The organism is Chryseobacterium binzhouense, assembly GCF_007474545.1.
GTDB lineage: Bacteria > Bacteroidota > Bacteroidia > Flavobacteriales > Weeksellaceae > Chryseobacterium > Chryseobacterium binzhouense.
Genome location: NZ_VKOG01000002.1, coordinates 31,428 through 54,342, shown reverse-complemented (window position 1 = coordinate 54,342; position 22,915 = coordinate 31,428). Strand labels below are relative to the sequence as shown.

The 22,915-nt window shown below is 34.3% G+C and carries 25 protein-coding genes; 17 read left to right on the top strand and 8 right to left on the bottom strand.

From position 1 onward, the window contains the following. The first annotated feature begins 47 nt into the window (after positions 1 to 47). Positions 48 to 284 (top strand): hypothetical protein, encoded by a 237-nt coding sequence (locus tag FNE73_RS06005; protein WP_143883879.1) that lies wholly within the window; start codon positions 48 to 50, stop codon positions 282 to 284. Between the two features lie 101 nt (positions 285 to 385). Then, positions 386 to 2,836, top strand: a complete 2,451-nt coding sequence (locus FNE73_RS06000; protein ID WP_143883878.1) for a DUF5686 family protein — start codon at positions 386 to 388, stop codon at positions 2,834 to 2,836. Between the two features lie 46 nt (positions 2,837 to 2,882). On the opposite strand, the gene folP is transcribed toward FNE73_RS06000, so the two are convergent. Next, positions 2,883 to 3,743 carry a dihydropteroate synthase gene (gene folP, locus FNE73_RS05995; RefSeq protein WP_228429897.1) on the bottom strand — a complete coding sequence of 287 codons (861 nt, stop codon included), beginning with the start codon at positions 3,741 to 3,743 and terminating at the stop codon, positions 2,883 to 2,885. Positions 3,744 to 4,021: 278 nt separating this feature from the next. Here folP and FNE73_RS05990 point away from each other — a divergent pair, with 278 nt between their 5' ends. The 4 genes from FNE73_RS05990 to tpiA all read left to right on the top strand — a co-directional run bounded on the left by FNE73_RS05990 (position 4,022) and on the right by tpiA (position 6,931). After that, positions 4,022 to 4,588: a DUF1599 domain-containing protein gene (locus FNE73_RS05990; RefSeq protein ID WP_143883877.1), complete on the top strand. Its 567-nt coding sequence runs from the start codon at positions 4,022 to 4,024 to the stop codon at positions 4,586 to 4,588. A 2-nt stretch (positions 4,589 to 4,590) separates the two neighbouring features. Next, complete coding sequence (locus FNE73_RS05985) at positions 4,591 to 5,703, top strand: BT_3928 family protein (RefSeq protein WP_143883876.1); 1,113 nt, start codon at positions 4,591 to 4,593, stop codon at positions 5,701 to 5,703. A 71-nt stretch (positions 5,704 to 5,774) separates the two neighbouring features. Next, entirely contained in the window at positions 5,775 to 6,125 is a 351-nt protein-coding gene (locus tag FNE73_RS05980) for a tellurite resistance TerB family protein (protein WP_143883875.1), read from the top strand. 47 nt (positions 6,126 to 6,172) lie between these two features. Then, positions 6,173 to 6,931 (top strand): triose-phosphate isomerase, encoded by a 759-nt coding sequence (gene tpiA / locus FNE73_RS05975; RefSeq protein WP_143883874.1) that lies wholly within the window; start codon positions 6,173 to 6,175, stop codon positions 6,929 to 6,931. A 313-nt stretch (positions 6,932 to 7,244) separates the two neighbouring features. Here the strand turns inward: tpiA and FNE73_RS05970 are convergent, their stop codons facing one another. After that, positions 7,245 to 8,207, bottom strand: a complete 963-nt coding sequence (locus FNE73_RS05970) for a Gfo/Idh/MocA family protein (protein WP_089743228.1) — start codon at positions 8,205 to 8,207, stop codon at positions 7,245 to 7,247. A 121-nt stretch (positions 8,208 to 8,328) separates the two neighbouring features. Between FNE73_RS05970 and FNE73_RS05965 the strand changes: the two genes are divergently transcribed. From FNE73_RS05965 to FNE73_RS05920, 11 genes are all read left to right on the top strand, one after another. After that, on the top strand, positions 8,329 to 8,979 hold the full coding sequence (locus FNE73_RS05965; RefSeq protein WP_143883873.1) for a protein-L-isoaspartate(D-aspartate) O-methyltransferase: 651 nt from the start codon (positions 8,329 to 8,331) through the stop codon (positions 8,977 to 8,979). 2 nt (positions 8,980 to 8,981) lie between these two features. After that, the gene (locus tag FNE73_RS16825) at positions 8,982 to 9,176 is read left to right on the top strand and encodes a hypothetical protein (RefSeq protein WP_228429895.1); all 195 of its coding nucleotides are present in this window, start codon (positions 8,982 to 8,984) and stop codon (positions 9,174 to 9,176) included. Beyond that, complete coding sequence (locus FNE73_RS16820; RefSeq protein WP_228429893.1) at positions 9,176 to 9,376, top strand: hypothetical protein; 201 nt, start codon at positions 9,176 to 9,178, stop codon at positions 9,374 to 9,376. The genes FNE73_RS16825 and FNE73_RS16820 overlap by 1 nt, the downstream gene beginning before the upstream one ends. A gap of 61 nt (positions 9,377 to 9,437) precedes the next feature. Next, a complete protein-coding gene (locus FNE73_RS05955) occupies positions 9,438 to 9,731 on the top strand; it encodes a hypothetical protein (protein ID WP_143883872.1) in 294 nt (97 codons plus the stop codon). Between the two features lie 209 nt (positions 9,732 to 9,940). Next, positions 9,941 to 11,935 carry a S9 family peptidase gene (locus FNE73_RS05950; RefSeq protein WP_143883871.1) on the top strand — a complete coding sequence of 665 codons (1,995 nt, stop codon included), beginning with the start codon at positions 9,941 to 9,943 and terminating at the stop codon, positions 11,933 to 11,935. A 171-nt stretch (positions 11,936 to 12,106) separates the two neighbouring features. Further along, positions 12,107 to 12,595: a DNA-deoxyinosine glycosylase gene (locus FNE73_RS05945; protein ID WP_143883870.1), complete on the top strand. Its 489-nt coding sequence runs from the start codon at positions 12,107 to 12,109 to the stop codon at positions 12,593 to 12,595. Positions 12,596 to 12,654: 59 nt separating this feature from the next. Further along, on the top strand, positions 12,655 to 13,323 hold the full coding sequence (locus tag FNE73_RS05940) for a hypothetical protein (protein ID WP_143883869.1): 669 nt from the start codon (positions 12,655 to 12,657) through the stop codon (positions 13,321 to 13,323). A gap of 227 nt (positions 13,324 to 13,550) precedes the next feature. After that, on the top strand, positions 13,551 to 14,600 hold the full coding sequence (gene queA / locus FNE73_RS05935) for a tRNA preQ1(34) S-adenosylmethionine ribosyltransferase-isomerase QueA (RefSeq protein ID WP_143883868.1): 1,050 nt from the start codon (positions 13,551 to 13,553) through the stop codon (positions 14,598 to 14,600). A gap of 69 nt (positions 14,601 to 14,669) precedes the next feature. Then, positions 14,670 to 15,704, top strand: coding sequence for a 23S rRNA (adenine(2503)-C(2))-methyltransferase RlmN (gene rlmN / locus FNE73_RS05930; protein WP_143883867.1), 1,035 nt, complete (start codon positions 14,670 to 14,672; stop codon positions 15,702 to 15,704). Positions 15,705 to 15,895: 191 nt separating this feature from the next. Further along, on the top strand, positions 15,896 to 16,135 hold the full coding sequence (locus tag FNE73_RS05925) for a hypothetical protein (RefSeq protein ID WP_143883866.1): 240 nt from the start codon (positions 15,896 to 15,898) through the stop codon (positions 16,133 to 16,135). A 142-nt stretch (positions 16,136 to 16,277) separates the two neighbouring features. Then, the gene (locus FNE73_RS05920) at positions 16,278 to 17,192 is read left to right on the top strand and encodes a sterol desaturase family protein (protein ID WP_143883865.1); all 915 of its coding nucleotides are present in this window, start codon (positions 16,278 to 16,280) and stop codon (positions 17,190 to 17,192) included. A 111-nt stretch (positions 17,193 to 17,303) separates the two neighbouring features. On the opposite strand, the gene FNE73_RS05915 is transcribed toward FNE73_RS05920, so the two are convergent. The 6 genes from FNE73_RS05915 to FNE73_RS05890 form a co-directional block, all read right to left on the bottom strand. Then, positions 17,304 to 19,166, bottom strand: a complete 1,863-nt coding sequence (locus FNE73_RS05915; RefSeq protein ID WP_143883864.1) for a CocE/NonD family hydrolase — start codon at positions 19,164 to 19,166, stop codon at positions 17,304 to 17,306. A gap of 103 nt (positions 19,167 to 19,269) precedes the next feature. After that, positions 19,270 to 19,908: an MBL fold metallo-hydrolase gene (locus FNE73_RS05910; protein WP_143883863.1), complete on the bottom strand. Its 639-nt coding sequence runs from the start codon at positions 19,906 to 19,908 to the stop codon at positions 19,270 to 19,272. 110 nt (positions 19,909 to 20,018) lie between these two features. Further along, entirely contained in the window at positions 20,019 to 20,777 is a 759-nt protein-coding gene (locus FNE73_RS05905; protein WP_143883862.1) for a TIGR03915 family putative DNA repair protein, read from the bottom strand. Positions 20,778 to 20,881: 104 nt separating this feature from the next. Continuing rightward, entirely contained in the window at positions 20,882 to 21,178 is a 297-nt protein-coding gene (locus FNE73_RS05900; RefSeq protein ID WP_143883861.1) for a type II toxin-antitoxin system RelE/ParE family toxin, read from the bottom strand. Continuing rightward, positions 21,171 to 21,407: a type II toxin-antitoxin system ParD family antitoxin gene (locus FNE73_RS05895; protein ID WP_143883860.1), complete on the bottom strand. Its 237-nt coding sequence runs from the start codon at positions 21,405 to 21,407 to the stop codon at positions 21,171 to 21,173. The genes FNE73_RS05900 and FNE73_RS05895 overlap by 8 nt, the downstream gene beginning before the upstream one ends. A 178-nt stretch (positions 21,408 to 21,585) precedes the next feature. After that, entirely contained in the window at positions 21,586 to 22,842 is a 1,257-nt protein-coding gene (locus tag FNE73_RS05890; protein ID WP_143883859.1) for a putative DNA modification/repair radical SAM protein, read from the bottom strand. Positions 22,843 to 22,915 lie beyond the last annotated feature (73 nt).

Here is a 22,915-nt window from a genome sequence, read left to right as displayed (position 1 = left end):
TTTTGACGGGGTGGTTAAAGCCAAACCATTAATCTTAAAAGTAGAATATGAAAAAAATAGAAATAAAAGCCGAGCAGTTTTTTGAATTATTAAGACTTAAAGATACTTCAATGTGGTCTGTATTTGCTCAAATGATTGATGGCGAAGAAAAAGAAATCATTTTTCTGGATGTTGAAGATAAAATTCTGTTCAATTATATACTTCCCGCAAATGCAGAACAGCTGGAAGAAGACAGGAAAGAATTTTCTAAACAGTTTGCCGATAAGATGGCACGTTTCAACTAGCGGTCTGTAATTCCTCATAAACCATATCATTTGCGGCACTTTTTTTGTCAGAAGAAACCTTTGTAAGCATGATGAATGTATGCTTATGAAAAAAGGTTTCTATGAAAAATATTTTTACAATCTTATTTTCTTTATTATTCAGTATCGTTTTTTCGCAGTCAAAAATTGTGGTGAAAAGTGCAGTTGATGAAAGTGCGGTTTCCGGAGCGGTGGTGAAATGCAACAATCAGTTGATTGGAAAAACCGATCAGTCGGGAACTTTAGTTTTCAAAACGAAATGTAAGAAAGTGGAAGTTTCTGCAGCAGGTTTTTACCATGATGATGCGGTAGTAGATAAACTGATGGAAGTTTTTATGACCAGAACAGATGTAAAAACCCGCGAAATTCAAACAGTGGTTCTTCAGGATAAAAGTGATCCGAGAGCATTGGAAATTCTAAGGAAAATCAATGATAATTATAAAGAAAATTCCCCACAAAGTTTAGATTCATATTCTTATAAATCTTATGAGAAAATATCTCTGGATTTTGATGAAGACAGCATTAAGGCATACAGTAATTATATTGCCAACCGGATAGATTCGTTAAAAAATTTACCTCAGCAAGCTATGAAAAAACAGGAGAGACAAGATTCTCTGCAATCAGTCGGGCTGATGAAACTGATGGGCGAAAGTAAAATGTTTCTTTGGGAAAGAGCATTGGAGAATTTATACTCAAAAAAATACGGCGAAAAAACCATTGTTCTGGACAATAAGATTGCCGGTCTGAAAGAGCCGATCTACGAATTGATGGCTTTCCGATCCAACAGAAATCATATTCCGAAAGAAATAAAAGAAGAAAACAGAAATCTTTACCGCTATTATCTCACAGATTCTATTGAGATTGACGGACGTGAAAATTATGTGATCCGTTTTCGTGAAGTTAATTACAAGCAGCCAGTCAATAAAAGAAAGTTTAACGGCTATCTCTATGTAGATAAAGATACCTACGCATTAAAAAAAATTGAAAGCAACAGTAAAATTAAAAGTGAGGGAAGCATCACCAGTATCTGGAAACCCATCAATAATAAATGGTTTCTGATAAAAGAAAATTACAAAATTAAATTAGGTGCAGCCTCGTTTGCAAACAAGGAAGAGTCTGGAAAGAAAACAAAAGAAGAAAAAGAAGCTGAAAAACAGACCAGAAGCCAATTTGGAACGTATGCTTTTGTAACAGCAGATTATTTCGATTTCAAAACTCCTATTGAAGAAAAGTCCCAGGATTTCAAAGGGTATTCTATGGAAGTCGAAAACTCCGACGGGAATATTATCAATCAATACAGAACAGAAAGTTTAACCCAAAGAGAAGAGACAACATACCTAAAAATCGACAGCCTGAGCAGCAGATACAAACTTGATCAGAAAGCAAAGGCATTAACAGGATTGCTGAAAGGTAAAATCAGACTGGGAATGCTGGATTTTGATCTTGCCAGAATTGTTGGATATAACAAATATGAGCATTTCCGTTTAGGTGCAGGCGTGAAACTGAATGAAAAATTCAGCAGATATATTTCCCCGGATGCATATTTTGCTTACGGTATTTATGATAAGAAATTCAAGTTTGGAGCAGGGGTTGATATCCGTACTACGACAGAGAAAAATTCTTTTTTTCGTGCAGAATATTTCAATGATGTAATGGCTGCAGGACGTTTCTCAGAAAATTTATGGAATTTCAGAATGAGAATCATGAATTCCGGTGTTGCACTCAACAACGGAGTATTTTACGGTTATGAAGGCTTTAAACTAAGTTATGAAAATGATCTTACCAACGGATTGACCCTGAATATTGCAGCCAGAAAGTCAAAAGAAGATGCAAAGTTTGATTATAATTATAAAGGTCTGGGTAATGAATTTGATATTACATCATCTATTATCACTCTAAAATATTCTCCTAACTCAAAAAATATTATGACTCAAAATGGTAAATATACTTATGAGCAAAATCTTCCTGAGTTTTATTTTAATTACGAGCAGGGATTCAGGTCTTTAGACGGAGATTTCAATTTCAGCAGGCTGGATGCACTTTTTGTACACAATTTTAAAACCAAATTAGGAGTTACAGGATTGCGTGCCTATGGAGGAATCGTGTTTGGAGACGCACCGTTATGGAAAAATTTTACAATGAACGGATTGGGAAAAGCAAATAGCAGACTCAATTTTAACCTTACTTCCTATCTTGGTTTTGCTACCATGGAAGGCGGAAAATATTATAATGACAAATTTGTGGGAGCGTATCTCACCCACAGATTACCGTGGTATTTTAAAAGTTTTGGCAAAAATGTTTCAAGTTTCGATTTGATCTATCGCGGAATTATCGGAGATATGAAAAACCCTGAATTTCATCAGTTTGATTTTAAAAAATTAAATCATCTTTACAATGAGGTGGGACTGGAGTGGAATAATTTTCTGTCATCCCAGTTCAATCTTGGTTTTTTCTACAGAGTAGGGCATTACAACACAGCCAAGTTCAAAGACAATTTTGCTATTCAGTTTAAACTGAAGTTATTGGGATTTTAGGTTAGAAGCCATTATAGAAACCTTTCGGATTAAGTTATAGTTTTTTTTACTTAAGTTTCAAGAACTCATCAACCGTTTTTCTTGCTTCTGCTACATCGTGTACCCGTAGAATTTTTGCACCTTGTTTTAAAACTTTTAGATGAAGTTTTTGAGTTTCTTCATTGATGTGTAAAGGGGATTTCCCCAATGGTTTATAAATGAAAGATTTTCTCGAAATCCCAATAAGCAAAGGAAACTGACCGAAACCAAAAAACTGTGTTTCATCTATCATTTTCATCTGGTCTTCAACTTTTTTTCCGAAACCGAAGCCGGGATCAAGAATAATATCTTTGATGCCTCTTATCAGTAATTCCTGAATTTTTTTGGTGAAATATAGATTGATCCTCAATGCAATATCATCAAAAATAATTTTTTCGTGCATTGTCTCATAAGTAGGATTTATATGCATTAATATATATGGAAGTTGGGTTTCAGAAACAGCATCCAGCATATTTTCATCAAACTGACCGCCGGAAATATCGTTGACAATATCAATTCCTTCATCATGACCAAAACGTACGGTTTCGGCATAAAAAGTGTCCAATGAGATTAAAGCTTCCGGAAACTTTTTTTTGATTTCGGAAATCACTTTCCCGATTCTTTTTATTTCTTCACCGCTGGTAAGAAATTCTGCTTTTGGTCTGGTAGACTGTGCGCCAATATCAATAATTTCTGCACCCTCTTTCAATAATTTTTCGGTGTGCAGCAAAGCAGATTTTTCATTATTAAACTTACCGCCGTCTGAAAAAGAATCAGGAGTGAGATTCAGAATTCCCATAATTTTTGGAGAAGTCAGATCCAGCAGTTTTCCATTGCAGTTGACTGAATGAAAATTAGAAGACAAAAAAGAATGATTATTATGAGACATCAGTTCAGATGGTTTTATTGAACAAAATTAAGCTAAATAAGGTTATCTCTCAACCAGCTTTTATATTTTAATATTTTTGATGAATTAATTTTAATTTAAAGATTAATTGTATACCACCCCGTCAAAATTTCCCTGAAATTTTCGACAGCCCTCCAAAGGAGGGGAAGTTTAAAAACTTCAAATGCTTAGGCTCTCAAATTTTAAATGATCTAACTCTGTAACCCAATCTCCTGTCTTGAAAAACAAAATTTTGTATCTTTGAAAGATTAAGGAAATGTATGTCAAAAACTTCAGAACAATTTGGTGAAATTATCTCGGAATGCAGAGATTTATTCAGTAAAAAACTTCAGGATTACGGTGCAGCATGGAGGGTTTTGCGCCCAAGCTCAATTACTGACCAGATTTATATTAAAGTCAACAGAATCCGTACTTTACAGATGACGGATGTGAAAATGATTGATGAAAGTGAGGAAGGGGAATTTGTTGCAATCGTCAATTATTCTATCATCGGGCTTATTCAGCTTGAAAAAGGGCTTTCGGATGATTTTAATGAAAATAAAGAAGAAATATTGCAGCTTTACGATAAATATGCCTTTGAAGCTAAATCTTTGATGGAAAAGAAAAATCACGACTACGGCGAAGCGTGGCGGGATATGAGAATTTCATCTATTACGGATTTAATTTATCAAAAAGTTTTACGAACCAAGCAGATAGAAGACAATAAGGGCAAAACTCTGGTTTCTGAAGGTCTGGATGCCAATTACTTTGATATGCTGAATTATGCAGTTTTCTGCCTGATTAAATTTTCGGAACAGACACAAAAACCTGAACCTAAAACCATTTAAAAATGATAAAAAATTTACTTCGCTTTATTATTGCTGTTATTTTCATTCTTTCGGGATTTGTAAAAGCGGTAGATCTGGTTGGCTTTTCTTTTAAAATGGAAGAATATTTTTCGCCTTCTGTTTTCAATATGCCATTTCTGGAAAAATTTGCACTTATTTTTTCTGTAATTGTTGTGGTTTTGGAACTTTTTCTGGGACTTATGCTTTTATTGAAATTGAAGCTCAGATTTACACTCTCTGCATTGATTGCCTTGTGTATTTTCTTCGGATTTCTCACCTTTTATTCAGCTTATTATAATGTAGTCACCGATTGCGGATGTTTTGGTGATGCTATAAAATTTACACCTTGGGAAAGTTTTGTGAAGGATATTGTTCTTTTAGCAGGCTTAATTGTTTTATTCGTGCTCTATAGAAAAGATTTCGTAAAAAAGGATTCATATGGTGCTTACACCGAAAAGCCTGAAAACAATAAGTTTAAATCTGTATTTTTCGGAATTTTCACAGGAATAATGATCTTCATTATGGCTCATGGAATTATCAATGAGCCAATTATTGACTTCAGAGATTACAAAGTAGGAACAGATCTGAAAGCTGAGAAAGAAAAAATCAGCAAGAACCAGTCGGTCTACAAAACTTTTTATTCCATGAAAAACACAAAGACAAATGAAATAATCAGGGTGAATCAGGATGATTATGTGAAAGAATCTAAATATTGGGAAGAGGGCACACCGTGGAAAATAGAAGAAGGGAAAAACGAATCGGTTTTGGTAAAAGAAGGTTACAAATCTGAAATAGCGAAATTTAAAATTGAAGATCCGGCAGGAGTAGATTTAACACAGGAGATCATCAATGCTCCAAAAGCAATTCTTGTTTTTTCATATCATCCAAAAGAAGTATCTAAAGAACTTTTGACTAAAGTAGAAACGAAGGTGAAAGCTCAGAAAGCCAATTTGGTCTACGGAATTTCTACCGATCCTGCTACTTTCAAAATGATCAAAAATACATTGATGGATGGTACGGCTATAAAAACCATTGCCAGAAGCAATCCGTTTGTAGTTGTCTTGGAAAATGGTAAAATTGTAGACAAACAGCCTGCAAAAAACTATGTTGACTAAACGGTGGCTGAATGATAAATTCTCAGTTTTAACTGCGTAAAAATATTAAACATAAAATTAAATATAAAACAATGCATAAATCAAATAAATCAATAGCCGGTTATCATTTGTTAATGATTCTATCTTCTGTAGACGGGGAATTTGCGCCGGAAGAAGGAATGATGGTTCAGCGTTATCTTGCTGATGAATTTCCTTTCAAAATGAATTTGGATAATGAGCTTGAAACTATAGCGTTGCTTCAGCCTGAAGAATGGAAAGACCATTTTGAATTTCATGCACGTTGTTTTCTGGAAGATTCTACGGAAAACGAACGCATTAAGTTTGCTGAGTTTGCAAAATCCTTAATAAAAGCGGATGAGGTAGTAACGGATGAAGAACACACTTTCTACAGACTTCTGAAAAATCTTTGGAAATTGGATTAAAGAAAAAAGCAGGATTAATGTCATTTAAAACAACAATACAATAAACTATGAGAAGAAAAATAGTTGCAGGAAACTGGAAAATGAACAAAAACGTCATTGATGCTCAACAATTGATGATGCAGTTATTAAGCTATAAGAATAACAATGCTGCCAATTGCGAAGTCTGGATCGCACCGCCTTCTTTGTATCTGATGATGGCAAAAGATATTTTTGAAAAAGATGAAGTCGGAGTTTTTTCTCAGGATATGAGTGAACACGAAAGCGGAGCTTACACAGGCGAGATTTCTGCAGATATGCTTGAATCTATTGATGCAGCAGGCTCTCTGATTGGTCATTCTGAAAGAAGACAATATCATGGCGAAACTGATGAAAGCTGCAATAAAAAAGTAAAATTGGCTTTAGATAAAGGTTTGGTTCCTGTTTACTGCAATGGGGAAACTTTAGAGCAAAGAAAAGCAGGGCAGCATCTCGATGTGGTAAAAACCCAGACAGAAACTGCACTTTTCACACTTTCAGCTGAAGAAATCAAAAAAGTGGTGATCGCTTACGAACCGGTTTGGGCAATCGGAACCGGTGAAACAGCAACTCCGGAACAAGCACAGGAAATTCATGCACATATCAGAAACTGTATTGCTGAAAAATACGGACAGGAAGTTGCGGAAGAAATTTCCATTCTCTACGGAGGTTCTGTAAAACCGGATAATGCTAAAGAAATTTTCTCTCAACCGGATATTGACGGTGGTCTTATTGGTGGTGCAGCTCTTAAAGTAGAAGATTTCTCTAAAATTATTGAGGCTTTTAATTAATTCTAAAATAAAAATTACATCAGACAAAAGATGAAAAAATTTTCTCTGCTTTACCTCGCAATTCTTTTGTTTGATGTAATTTATTCTGTATTATATAACGCTTTTCTTACAGATTTTGAAAACCAATACCTTAGGTATCCATTCTATTTCCTTCACTATATAATAAGCACTCCGGCAGTTTTTTTCAATAAGCTTCTGCCGTTTTATCTGCCTTTGCCTTCATATCAGCTGATTCTTATATTTCTTGGAAATGTCTTCTTTCAGACATTATTGATGTACAGTCTTTTTTTTAGAAAAAAGGATCAAAATATAATTAACTGATCAGTTTCATCACTTCAAGAGCTACTTTCAGAGCTTCGGTTCCGTCTTCCAGAGAAACTTCTACATTTTTATTTTCAGTAATAGCTTTAGCAAAAGAATTTAGTTCATCCAAAATAGCATTATTAGGCTGAATGTTTGGATATTCAAATAAAATCTGATTTTTTTCACCTTCCGCATTTTCAATAATCATATCAAATGGAGTTGGATTTTCGGGTGCTTCTTTCATGCGGATTACTTCAGATTTTTTTTCTAAAAAATCAACAGAAATATAAGCATCTTTTTGAAAGAAGCGGCTTTTTCTCATGGCTTTCATAGAAATTCTGGAAGTAGTAAGGTTGGCTACGCAGCCATTTTCAAATTCAATTCTTGCATTCGCAATATCAGGTGTTTTGCTTACTACACATACGCCGCTTGCGTGAATGTTTTTCACAGGAGATTTTACAACACTCAGTAAAATATCCAAATCGTGAATCATGAGATCCAAAACCACAGAAACATCGGTTCCGCGCGGATTAAATTCAGCAAGACGGTGAATTTCAATAAACATCGGATTCTGAATATAATCTTTTGCACCAATAAAGGCAGGATTGTATCTTTCAACATGTCCTACCTGAGCTTTAATAGCATTTTTTCTGCAAAGAGACACAATTTCCTGAGCCTGCTCCAGAGTTTGTGTAACTGGTTTTTCGATAAAAAAGTGAAGACCTTTTTCAATAGCTTTTAATGCATAATCATAATGGTAGATTGTAGGAGTTACAATATCCAGCATTTCAATTTCATTCAGAAGATCATCAAAATTTTCAAAATACCTGTAGCCAAGTTCGGCTTCCAGTTTTCTTCCGTTTTCTGCATCTTTATCGTGAAATCCAATCAGTTGATATTCTGTAGACTCATTCAGAAGTCTTAAATGTATTTTTCCCAAATGTCCGGCTCCTACCAAACCTGCTTTTAACATAGTTTTCAAATTTTTGTAAAGATAATAATTTGTTGATTGTTGTTGGTTGACAGTTATCAGAAATTTGAAAACCTTCAACTAAGGGCAGTCAATAAATAACAAAATTTCTTATTTTTGTGATATGGTAGATTCATTTGTACACAAGGGGAAAAGAAAGAATTTGATTGAATATCTCAGACGGAAAATCGGGATTTCTGACGAAAATGTTCTTGCTGCAATGAATGCTGTTCCGAGGCATCTTTTTATCGAAAGTATTTTTGAAGATTTCGCATACGAAGATCGCGCTTTTCCTATTTTGGCGCATCAGACAATTTCACATCCTTCCACGGTAGCAGAGCAATCAGAACTTCTGCAGCTTAAACCTGGAGAAAAAGTCTTGGAAATTGGGACGGGTTGCGGTTATCAGACGGCAGTTTTAATTGCAATGGAAGCTTTGGTTTATACAGTGGAAAGACAAAAAGATTTGTTTGATTTTTCTAAAAATAAACTTCGTGAAATGAATTTTTACCCAAAGTTTCAGAGTTTCGGAGATGGTTTTGCCGGTCTTCCTACTTTTGCTCCTTTTGATAAAATTATTGTGACCTGCGGAGCTTCAGTTTTACCTACAGAGCTTTTAAAACAACTGAAAGTGGGCGGTAAAATGGTGATTCCTTTGGGGCCGACAGATGAACAGGTTTTGTACAGATTTACCAAAATTTCGCCAACGGAAATTGAAAAAGAAGAATTCGGAGCTTATAAATTTGTTCCGATGCTCAATAATACGAATCAGTAGCGATGATAGATCCTGAAATTAATCAATATAACGAAGGTCAGCAAAGTTCAGACAAAGAGATTTGTTGTTTTCTTGCCGAATTGATTGGTGATGAGCTTTACGAAGCCGAAGGCAAAATCTGGCATTCACATCCGGTCTGGTTTTTAGATGAAAATCCTATTGTCGGTTACAGTAAACAAAAAATGGAGTTCGTTTGATGTTTTGGAGCGGAAAATCTTTTGATGAAGAACAATTGAATAGCAAAGGAAATAAATTTCAGGATGCATCAGTATTTTATAATGATCTGAATGAAATTAATAAAGAAGATGTTATCCGCTGGCTTAGGAAATCAAAAGAAATTCAATGGGATTATAAAAATTTAGTGAAAAGAAAAGGAGAGCTGATTCGTTTAAAATAAAAACTTGTAGGTAATTGGAATCATTTTTGTCTTGTTACTTTCATACCAAAAAAATAGCATTATGGAAGATAATATTAATGAGCAAAACAGAAAACTAAAGGAAATGGATTATAATCCTGGAGAAGATATTTTCAACAGAGAAAAGCACATTCCTTTAGATGGAAATGGAAATCCTATTACCAATCCCAATCATGTAAATGATGAAATGCCTTACGGATTGGATGTTCCGGGAGCCGAAGATGACGATAACTTTGAGCAGATCATCAGCCAGATTCCTGATGAGGAAAACAAGCTGTACAGCAGAAGCGACAATGAAGATGATCATGAAGAAGAAAACGAAGAAATTATTTTTTAATATAATCCCGCAGTTGTAAGCGGGATTTTTCATTTATAGTTTTTGTAATAAGTGATTTTTAGGTAGATTCCAGAAATTAAATTCATTTAAAGACTCAAATAGCAGATTTGAAACGAATTTTCAATTTTCATTCGTATAGTTTTGTATTAAATATTAACTTTGGCAATCTTTGAATTTTATTAATTCAAAATCTTAAAAATGTATGTAATATGAAATTGAAACACAGTCTGCTGGCTTTCGCAGCTCCTCTTCTGATGAACGCACAACAAGTAATGACGCCCGAAATTCTTTGGACTTTAAAAAAAGTCGGAGTTCAGGCAGTTTCTCCGGATCATGCTGCGCTTATTTATAAAATAGGACAAACTGATTTAAAAACAGAAAAGACAAAAAATGAAAATTATTTTTTAAATATTGTTAATCATCAGTCAGCGAAAATTGATTTAGGGAAAAAATCTTTGATTCAATGGGATAAAAACGGACTTTATGCTCAGGAAGGCGAGAAAATTCATCTTTCAAAAGATAACGGAAAAACCTGGACCGAATTTTATACTGTTGGTGAAGTTGATAATATTGTTGTTTCTCCGGACGGAAAGAAAATAGCTTTCAGCAAGCAGGTTTTGGTAGAAAAAGTAATGGGTAAAGACAAATATTCTGATACTCCAAAAACTACAGCGCAAGTTTATACCGATTTGAATCACAGACACTGGGATTATTTTAATGAAGGGAAATACAATCATGTTTTCGTGGTTGATGTTTCTTCGAATGTAGATTCGGCAAAAGATTTACTGGAAAATAAAATGTGGGATTCTCCGCAAAGACCTTTCGGAGGAGCAGAAGATTTTATCTTTAGCCCGGATTCTTCACAGCTTTTATATGTTACAAAACCAAAAAGTGGGAAAGAGTACTCAGCAAGCACAAACACCGATATTTTTGCTTATGATTTAGCTTCAGGAACCACTAAAAGCTTAACTGAATCTAACAAAGGCTATGATGTTAATCCAAAGTTTAGTCCGGACGGAAAGTCTTTGGTTTGGCAAAGTATGGAAAGAGACGGCTACGAAGCCGATAAAAATGACATTAAGCTGATGGACTGGAAGTCTGGTAAAACTTCAAATCTCACAAAAAACTGGGATGAAAGCGTTACCGGTGATGTATTCTGGAGCGGAGATTCTAAATCTATTTATTTTACGGCAGCTTTTAAAGGAACTAAACAACTATTTTCTTTAGATCCTAAAAGTTCAAAAATTCAGCAGATTACTAAAGGAAATTTTGATATTAATGAAATTTTTGCTGATCAGAAACTCTCACTTTTAGTCTCAAAAACAGACATTAATCATGCTTCAGAAATTTATTCTGTAAATCTGAAAAATGGTGAACTGAAGCAGGTTACCGATGCAAACGGAGATGTTTATGCGAAATTAGCTCAGGGAAAATCTGAGCTCAAAATGGTGAAAACTTCAGACGGAAAAGAAATGGGTGTATGGTTCCACTATCCGCCAAATTTTGATCCGAATAAAAAATATCCTACCCTTGTCTATTGTCAGGGTGGTCCTCAATCTGCATTGACGCAGTTTTTCAGCGCAAGATGGAATTTCTCTTTGATGGCAGCAAACGGCTATATTGTAGTGGCGCCAAACAGAAGAGGTATGCCGGGTTGGGGAACAAAATGGAACGAAGAAATCTCAAGAGACTGGGGCGGACAACCCATGAGAGATTATTTGGCAGCTACAGATTTTGCAAAAACATTACCTTATGTAGATGGTGAAAGAGTAGCGGCTGTTGGTGCAAGTTATGGAGGTTATAGTGTATTTATGCTGGCGGGAATTCATAATAACCGATTTAAGACTTTTATTGCACATGATGGTTTATTTGATATGAAATCATGGTATCTTACAACGGAAGAGCTTTGGTTTGCCAACTGGGATTTGGGTTCACCTTGGGAAAAACCGCTTCCAAAAGCTTATACAGAATTTAACCCAAGCAATTTTGTAGATCAATGGAATAAACCAATCATGATTATTCAGGGCGGAATTGATTTCAGAGTGGGCTATGAACAGGGACAGGAGGCTTTTCAGGCAGCAAAACTGAAAGGACTAAAATCTAAATTTGTGTATTTCCCGAACGAAAATCATTGGGTTTTACATCCTCAAAATGGTTTGGTTTGGCAAAGAGAATTTTTTGACTGGCTGAAAGAAACTTTATAATTACAATTAAACGAAAATTCCCCTCCTTTGGAGGGGTGTCAATAATTCGTAGAATTTTTGACGGGGTGGTTTTATATCAAAGTTTAACACAAGATATAATCAACAGAGGCGGGCTTTAGCCCGCTTTTTGTTTTCAGAATCTCAGGTTAATACCAAATTTCGTATTAAATTATGCAAAACCGGATCTCATCATTTCCTCCAATTATAAACATTAATTCTAAAATTTTAATTTTAGGATCAATTCCCGGTGTAAAATCTTTGGAAAAACAGCAATATTACGGTCATCCTCAAAATAAATTCTGGAAAATTATTTTTGAGTTGTTTAATGAAGAATTTACAGAAGATTATGTTCAAAGGATTAATGTTCTGAAGAAACATCACATTGCATTATGGGACGTTATTGATTCCTGCGAAAGAAAAGGCAGTTTGGATTCTGAAATTAAAAACGAGGAAGCCAATCAGATCCCGGAACTTCTTCAAGAATATCCTAATATTCAAGCAATATTCTGTAACGGAGGCAAATCTTACAAAAATTCGCAGAAAATGTTAGGTAAAAGTCCTCTTATACCATTTTATTTATTGCCGTCAACAAGTCCGCTGCACACTATTTCTTTTGAAAAGAAATTAGATGACTGGAGGAAGATATTGAATTATTTATAAATTTCAATTTTACTGTTAAAAAAATATATATTTGTAGTTCACAAATAAGATAATTTACGATGAAGAAAAAGTTTTTACTGTTGTTTTGCTTTGTTTCAAGCGTTGTATTTTCACAGGAGTATCATTTCGATTATAAATGTTACAATTCTGAAACTCAACTTAAAGGCAGTTACAAGGGGAATAAGCGAACAAATATTATTTATTTCAATTCAATAAATAAAGATATTATTGGTTATGATTATTTTTTTTCAAAGCAACCTAATCGTAGTTTTTTGTTATATGATTTTAAGTTAAGTAATTTATATTCTTACTCAATAAATCAGGAAAGCAAATTTTCAAGTTTAAAATTAGATCAAATTTATCCAATAAAAATTTATTCTGATGAGATTATAGTAAGAAGGGCAGATGCGACTAAACTTTCAGAAAATACATTTTTAATTAAAACTTTTAAATCTCTTAAAAATGGTAAATCAAATTTAGAAATAAAAATTTTGGTTGAAAAAACTTCCTACCCAATGCCTAAAGTTGTGTTTATGGATCTTACTCCTAATATTCATTCTAAGGTTTATGATGCGTTACTATCAAAGTTAGATTCTGAGTACTACAGAATAGTAGAAGTCACGACAGATTATAAAAATGGTGTAATTATGCATGATGATTTTTCAAAATGTGAAAAAATTAACCTAAAAATCCTAGCTGATAGTGATTATGCTAAAGCATCTAAATAACTGAAAACTGTAAAGTTTATTTTTAGAATGTTAAAATCCGCTGCACACTATTTCTATTTCTTTTGAAAAGAAATTAGATGACTGGAGGAAGATATTGGAATTTGTTTAGAACCCATTTATTCTCAAAAAACAAAAACTTGACAAACCCCTTCAAAATATCGTATATTTGCACCTCCAAAAAATTACAGTCTGTAATTTTACATAATTTTTAAACCGTAATTTAAAAAATGAAGACATCCGATTTTAATTTCGACCTTCCTGCTGAGTTGTTGGCAGAACACCCTTCAGAGCACAGAGATGAAGCAAGATTAATGGTTCTCAACAGAAAAACTGAAACCATTGAGCATAAACTTTTTAAAGATGTAGTTGATTATTTCGACGAAAAAGATTTGTTCATTTTCAATAATACCAAAGTTTTTCCTGCCCGTCTTTACGGAAACAAAGAAAAGACAGGAGCAAAAATTGAAGTTTTTCTTTTAAGAGAATTAGACAAGGAAACTCGTGTTTGGGACGTTTTGGTAGATCCTGCAAGAAAAATAAGAATTGGCAACAAATTATTCTTTACCGAAGATGAATCTTTGGTAGCTGAGGTAATTGACAATACTACTTCAAGAGGTAGAACATTAAGATTTTTATTTGATGGGTCTTACGAAGAATTCAGAGCTAAATTGAAAGAGCTGGGGGAAACTCCGCTTCCTAAATATATCAAAAGAGAGGTTGAGCCGGAAGATGCAGAAAGATATCAGACTATTTATGCAAAAATTGAAGGAGCTGTTGCGGCACCTACTGCTGGTCTGCATTTCTCAAAACATTTGATGAAGCGACTTGAGATAAAAGGAGTTGACTTTGCTGAAATTACCCTTCACGTTGGTTTGGGAACATTCAACCCCATTGAGGTTGAAGATCTTTCTAAGCACAAAATGGAATCTGAAGAAGTGATTATTGATGAGAAAAATGCTGAAATCATTAACAGAGCCGTGCAGGAAAACAGAAGAGTATGTGCTGTAGGAACTACAACAATGAGAGCTATTGAAACATCAGTTTCTTCAAATAAAAAAATATCTGCATTTCAAGGTTGGACAAATAAATTTATTTATCCTCCACATGATTTTGGAATTGCTAATTCTATGATTACAAATTTCCATACGCCAAAATCTACGTTAATCATGATGATTGCTGCGTTTGCAGGTAAAGATTTTGTTATGCATGCATACGAAGAAGCTGTAAAAGAAAAATATAAATTCTACTCTTACGGAGATGCAATGTTAATTCTATAAAAAGATAATAGGTACAGGTTGCAGGTATTAGTTTAGTTGCAACCTGTCATCTATAACCGATCAACTGAAATGAAAGACATAAGAACTTTATCACTAGATCAGCTCAAAGATTACTTTGTTTCTTTGGGAGAAAAACCTTTTCGTGCGAAACAGGTTTATGATTGGCTGTGGAGTAAAAATCTTCATTCAATTGATGAGATGACCAATCTTTCAAAACAGCTTCGGGATAGAATTTCTGAGGAATATATCATTAATCCTGTTTCAGTAGATTTACTGCAAAAAAGTACAGACGGAACCATAAAAAATGGTGTAAAACTTCATGACGGATTATTGGTAGAATCTGTTTTGATTCCGACGGAAACCAGGACAACAGCCTGCGTTTCTTCACAGGTAGGATGTTCTTTGAACTGCGAGTTCTGTGCTACAGCAAGACTCAAAAGAATGAGGAATCTAGAAGTTGCCGAAATTGTAGATCAGGTTGCTTTGATCGACAGTCAGAGCAAAATGTATTTTAACAGACCGCTTTCCAACATCGTTTTCATGGGAATGGGAGAGCCGATGATGAATTATAAAAATGTGGTGGAAGCCATCAGAAAAATTACCCAGCCTGAAGGTTTGGGAATGTCACCACGAAGAATTACCGTTTCTACATCCGGAATTCCTAAAATGATCAAAATGTTGGCAGATGAAGGACTGAAGGTGAAGTTAGCGTTGTCTCTTCATTCGGCCATTGAATCTAAGCGTAATGAAATTATGCCTTTCTCTGATAAATTTCCACTAACGGAAATTATGGAGGCTCTACAGTATTGGTATAAGCTGACAGGTTCTGTTGTTACCTTTGAATATTGTGTATGGAAAGGAATTAATGACGGCGATGAAGATATTAAAGCATTAATTAAATATTGCAGACAGGTTTCTTCAAAAGTTAACTTAATTCAGTATAATCCTATCGGTGACGGAAAATACGATCAGTGCAATAAGCAGGCTGAAGAAAACTATATCCGTCAGCTTGAAAATGCAGGTATTGTCTGTGTAGTAAGAAAAAGCCGTGGTGGAGATATTGATGCTGCGTGCGGACAATTGGCAAATAAATCCGCAGAGTAATGACTTTCTTTTGGCTGTGCTTGTTCTATTTCAGCGTAGTTTTCATAATATTTTCATTTATATACTTTATTTACGACAAGATTAAAAAGAAAGACAGCTTAAAGAGTGTATTCTTTTTCTTAAGCTTTCCATTATTCTTTTTTGCTGACAACAGACTTTGTCATTCAATTGCTGATGAAATCTGTTCGGATTTGAAACATAACCGTCTTAAACTGGAGAAAAATAATTTTATCACTACATCTGATCTTTTAACTTTAACAGTTTCTTCTCAAAAATATTATTTTGAGGGAAAAACGTATGGAGTTACTGTTTTACCTTCTGGTGATGATCTGATATTTAAAAAGGATCGTATTACTGGAAAATATTGGGTTTTCTACACTAAATATCATCTTAGCACAAAGCGTGCAGTCGAATACATTGAGTCAAAGTAATATAAACTTTGAGAAACGTTAGGAATATTAATACATTTTGAAATCTCTTCGATCAATTTTCGATTAAATTTTCATTAAAATAGTAAAAAAGAATTTATGGTATTTCCATAAAATTCTACATTTGTAAAAATAGCGAATAATAATGATGGATTTTTTTATGGGAGAAGATGGTCTGGAAAGTGTTTATGCCTGGTCAATTCCCATTCTTGTTACTGTAATTTTGGCTGAGATGATTTATAGTCATTATTCTGAAGCTAAATTATACAACGGGAAAGATGTTGCAACAAGCGTTTGTCTTGCTGTGATGAATTTTGGGTTAGATCTTGTCATGAAAGTCTTCGCAATGACAGTGATGTTCTTTTTTTATAATCTAAGTTTTTTTACTTGGGAATTTACCATCTGGTATTGGCTGATCTGTTTTGTACTCACTGACTTTGCCTATTATGTATTGCATTATGTAGACCATCATTCGAGAGCCTTTTGGGCAGTTCATATTACTCATCACAATTCAGATTATTTCAATCTTACGACGGGTTTCCGAAGTCCGGTTTTACAGCCTTTATACAGATATTTATATTTTTGTCCGTTAGCGTTTTTGGGTTTTAATCCTTGGCATATCATGGTTGTTTATGCTATCGGTCAAGTATACGGAACATGGGTTCATACACAAACGGTAAAAAGTCTGGGAATCTTAGAGTATATTTTGGTAACACCTTCACATCACAGGGTTCATCACGCATGCAATATCAAATATCTGGACAGAAATATGGGAATGTGCCTTATTGTTTGGGATAAAATATTTGGAACTTTTGAGAAAGAAGATCCTCAAACTCCTGTAAAATTCGGGATTTATCCTAAAATGCCCGACAACAAGCCGGATACTGTTCTTTTTTATGAATGGCGCAAAATATGGAAAGATCTCAGACAGCCGGGATTAAAGTTTTCAGACAGAATTAATTACATTTTTAATGCTCCGGGATGGAGACATGACGGGAAAGGGAAGACGGTAAAGGAATATCAAAAAAATTACGGTCAGAAAAGTGCTTCAGGAAAATAAGTTTAAACAAAAATAAAAGAGACTGCAAAAGAACAGTCTCTTTTTTGTTTATTAACTTTAATCTAAGACTGTATCCGTCACAAGCTGAGATTAATTTGTTGCCTAAAATATTTACTTTAAAACATCTGCTTCAATCATGCTGTCTTCAAAAATCTTAACAAAAGCCTTTGTATAATCCTCTTTGGTAGCAAAATTTGGATTTTCCATAAACTTTTGCGGATTTATCGCAAATAAAGGAAACCATGTTGAGCTGATCTGAATCTGAATTTTATGCCCTTTTTTAAAGGTATGAACAACATCCTGTAACCTGAAATTAACGGCTGTTTTTTGGTTTGGAATAATTGCTTCTGCTTTTTCACGGGAGTTTCGGAATCTTGCAGGCATAATTTCACTTCTTACCATCTGATGGTAATTTCCATAGATAACACCTTCTTTCTTTTCCGCAGGTTTGAAATCTTCAGGATATACATCAATCAGTTTTACCGCAAAGTCTGCGTCTGTTGATGTAGAGGCAATATTCAGTTTTGCCATAATTTCTCCGGCAAAAGTGAGATCTTCTGTAAGAACATCAGTAGTAAAAGTGAGGACATCGGGTCTTCCCACAGCAAATCTTTGATCTTCAGACATGTAATTTTTCGGAGTGAAGCCATTGAAATCTTTTAGACTGACCGAGCTGAGAACAGGGTTTTCAGGATCACTGTAGTACTCTGAAAAACCTGTTCCGGATTTGTTTCCTAATGTTTTTCCCGCTAGATAAAACTGTAGTTTTTTTGATTCTTTTGGCGGATAAACCGAAAACTCACGCCATTCTTTTGCTCCGGTGTCATACATTAAAGCTTCAGGTAAACCCGCATCTTGTTTCGTATTTCCTTTCAGATAATGAGTGAAAAATTTTGTTTCGATGTTTTTCTGATAATAGGTTGCGATGCTGTCGCCAAAATAAATTTGATTATGAAAATGTTTTCCATCTTCTCTGGACCATCCTCCGTGAGAGAAGGGACCCATTACGATAGTGTTTTTGGCTTTTGGACTTGTTTTTTCAATGGTTTTATAAATATTCAGCGGTCCGGAAAGATCTTCGGCATCAAACCATCCTCCCACAGTCATCACCGCATGACTGATGTTTTTCAGGTGGGGCAGCAGATTTCTTTTTTGCCAGAAATCGTCGTAATTGGGATGATTCATAATTGCTGTCATGAAAAAATTATTTTTGTAATATTTTTCATATCCATCTTTTAAAGTTCCCATTTCTCTGTAAAATTTAAGACCGTCTTCAGAAAATGTTTTAATCATTGAATCGGTGTACCAGGCTTTATTTTCAGGTTTTGTTTTCTGAACTCCGAATACAGGGAAAGTCCTGAAATATCCCAGCATAAATCTGCCATTGTGAAGAAAATCATCATTCCAGAAATCAGAAATCGGAGCCTGAGGTGATGATGCCACCAAAGCAGGATGCTGAGAAAGAGTTCCTACGGCTGTATAAAAACCAGGATATGATATTCCGTACTGACCAATTTTTCCGTTATTATCTTTAATGTTTTTTAAAAGGTATTCTATAGTATCGTAAGTATCTGTGCTTTCGTCAACATTTTTTTTAGATGTGCGATCTACCTGCGGAGTCATGTTGGTAAAAGTTCCTTCACTCATGTATCTTCCTCTTACATCCTGAAAAACAAAAATGTATTTATCTTTCATAAGAAATTGATTAGGACCCAGTTTGGTTTTGTATTCGTTTTCACCGTAAGGTGCAATGCTGTAACAAGTACGCTGCATCAAAAATGGATATTTATTTTTATTTGAAATGTCTTTCGGAATGTATACTGAAGTAAAGAGCTTAACTCCGTCTCTCATTGGAATATAAAACTCTCTTTTAGTGAAATTATCCTTTACGAATGTATCGTTTTGGTTGTTTTTTATCTGAGATTTGCCAAGAAACCACAGAAAAATAAATAGGATGGAAAAATGAATCTTCATAAAATCTTATTTCTAATTTTATATAATACAGTTAAGATTGCTGAAAAATGAAATTTATTATGCCTGAAATTGCAATATTAATTGATATTTAATTTTACTGGAGTTATTTAAAAAACGGATTGTACTCCTTCTCAAATCCGATTTTCGTAGGATTTCCATGTCCGGAAAAAACTTTTGTTTCGTCATCTAAAGCAAAAAGTTTAGACTTGATGCCGTCAATAAGCTGTTCATAGTTACCCTTGTATAAATCTGTTCTTCCGATACTCCCTTCAAACAGAACATCACCGGAAATAATAAATTTCTGAATTTTGTTATGATAAACAACACTTCCCGGCGAATGTCCAGGAACGTGATACACCGTAAAAACTTCTCCGTCAAGCTCAAGCTTATCTCCTTCTTCAATGTATTGAAGATCTACATTGATGTGTTCGAGATCAATTCCGAATCTCATGCCGCTGATCTGGAACATATCCAATACTTCTTTATCTTCTTTATGCATCAGAACAGGAACTTTATAAGTGTCAAAAGCCCACTGCAGTCCTAAAATATGATCAATATGAGCATGTGTAAGCAGAATTTTTTGAATATTCAGTCCGTTATCCAAAACGAATTTTTCAATTGTATGAGTTTCTTTTGCATTCATATTTCCGGGATCAATCAACCATGCATTTTTATTATCATTATAAATAATGTATGTATTCTCACTGGCAAAATTGAAAACGAAACTTTGGATATTCAACATATTTTTTTATTTATTGCAAAAATAGAAACAAATTGATTTTATATAACGAACTTCTGTATAAATTTTTGTAATGTAATACAATATTGCTTTTTGAATGACCAATATTGGAATTACCATTTCTCCGTAAGATATTTCCAATATCTTTTCGGAACATGCTGAATGTGAAGCTTTGTATTTTTTCGTTCTTTAATATTCGTTTTAGTAAAATAGCTTTGCCAAAGGGTTTGGTATTTTCTTTCTTCCTCGTGAAATTTTTGCTGGTATTGGTTAAAATCTAATCTTTCATCAGGATAAAAAAAATCGCAGTTTTCCAAATCGTAGAACAATCCGTAATGTCGTCGCAAATCATAAATCATCCATTTTTGATCCGCATATCGGTCTTTAAAATGTTTTCTGATTAAAGGTAAGACATTAAAATCCGGATTAATTTTTGCGAAATAAATATCGTCCTGCATTTTCTCAAACCTAACGAAAGCAGTCATTCTGTGTCTTTCTCTGCTTACAGATTTGCAGATTTTAGCAATTTTCAAAATATCATCATTCGCAAAATTTTTCAGAACATTTTCTTCCGGGAATGTCACAGATTGCTTCACCACGGATAAAATCAATTTCTCTAATTCATTATCCTCAGAAAGGTATACACGCAGCAAATCATTAATTCCCGATTTTCCGATACTTTTTTCCAGTTTATTGAGAACTCTTTCAGATTTTTCCTGCTGTGTTACAACCTCGTGGATCTCCGCAAACATATTTTCCTGAACAAAATTTTCCCGGTTTCGGATTTCCACGTCTTTATAACGATATTCAAAAACTTCAAATATCGCTGTAAAAAGTCCATCGAAACTGCCGTCGTAGAGAAGAGTTGTCATTGTTAAGTTGTAGAGTTGGAAGATTTGAGAGTTGTAGTGTTTGAAAGATTTAGCGCTGTCAGGCTGAGCGGAGCCGAAGCCTTTCTGTCTAAGAAATCACATTATTAAAAATATTTTGGAACATCCCGGCTTCCGTGAAGCACTCTAACAATTCTGATATGATTATCCAAAATCCGATAAAAAATAATATGATTGGCTTTTGGTAAACTGTATAAACCTTTTTTTATTTCATGCCGCTTTTTCCCTAATTGCGGATTTAGAATTAACTTTTGAAAAATTTCTTCGATTTCTAAAAGATATTTTTCCGCCTGGTCAAAACCGAATTCTTCCAAAGTATAATCAAAAATGTCTTCTAAATCTTTATCAGCAGCTTCAGATAAAATATAGAATTCTTTAGACATTATTTTTCTTTTGCTTTTTGGCTTGGATTATATCTTTTACAGAACGGGAACTCGATTCATTATTCCAGCCTTTTTCGATCTCAAGTTTCAAATCTTGAATTACTTTATGCCGATAAACTTCGTGAAGGCGTAAAGCATCCCGCACAACTTCACTTGCATTTTGAAAATCGCCCGATTCTATTTGTTTTGAAATATATTCTTCCTGCTTTTTTGTAAAACTGACATTCATTACAAAATCTTTTTTCGAAGTTACAAATTATGTCTAAATTTAGCAAATATGAACAATTGATTTAAACACTTCGACTAAGTTTACATTGAGCGAAGTAGAAACATTCAGTGTAACATTTCTAATACTAATTTTTTAATCTACGAATTGTCAGGCTGAGCGGAGTCGAAGCCTTCGTATTCTAAAATAAGGTCAATTGCTGAGAAAACTGATTCTGAAACTTGGACTGACTTCCGCCAATAATCAACTTTCTTAAGTTTAAGTCTGTTAAATGCTTCAAAAATGGATTTCCGTAAGTGAAATCAATGAAATATTTTGCACGGTTAACGGCTGCTCCCAGTTTTTTAAGATGATCAATATTCAAAACCTGAAACTGTCTTGCGCTCACAATTTTTTGCGCAGTTTTTACACCAATTCCAGGGATTCTGAGAATCATTTTATAATCTGCTGTCTGCAAATTAACAGGAAATTGTTCCAAATGCCGCAAAGCCCAACTTAATTTTGGATCTACTTCCAAATCCAGAAAAGGCATATTAAAATCTAAAATTTCATCAGCTTTGAAACCATAAAACCTCATCAGCCAATCTGATTGGTAAAGACGGTTTTCCCTTAAAACAGGAACTTCCGAAGTTATTGCAGGTAAACGATTATCAACCGTTACAGGAATATACCCCGAATAATAAACCCGCTTCATTCCGTAATTTTTATAAAAATGATCGGCAACTTTGATGATTTGCAAATCGTTTTCGTTGGTTGCACCTACAATCATTTGTGTGGATTGTCCTGCCGGTGCAAATTTCGGAGCGCTACGGATAATTTTTTTCTCGTCTTTATATTGCTGGATGCCTTTTTGAACAATTCGCATTGGCTGAAGCATATCTTCGCGGTTTTTATCAGGAGCCAACAATTTCAATCCGGATTCTGTCGGAATTTCAAGATTGACAGACAGTCGGTCTGCATACAGAGCCGCTTCATTCATCAAATCATCACTTGCTCCGGGAATCGATTTCAAATGAATATAACCATTAAATTTATGTTCGGTTCTCAATTTTTTTGCCACCCGAACCAGACGTTCCATAGTTGTATCCGCATTTTTGAAAATCCCTGAACTCAAAAATAAGCCCTCTATATAATTTCGCCGATAAAAACTGATAGTCAAATCCACAACTTCTTCTACTGTAAAAGCTGCACGTTTGATGTCATTTGATTTTCTGGAAACGCAATAAATGCAATCATAAATACAATGATTGGTCAATAAGATTTTCAGAAGCGAAACACAACGTCCGTCTTCAGTATAAGTATGACAAATTCCGCTTGCAGAACTGTCTCCCAGACCACCGTTATTTTTTCGTTTTCCACCGCTGGAAGAACACGAAACATCGTACTTGGCAGCATCTGCAAGTATTTCAAGTTTTTCTTTTATGCGGTCGAAATTCATATTGGCGTTAACGGATTTTAATTTTAATTACAATTTGTCAAATTTAGTTCCAAAATTGATAAATGTCAATCTT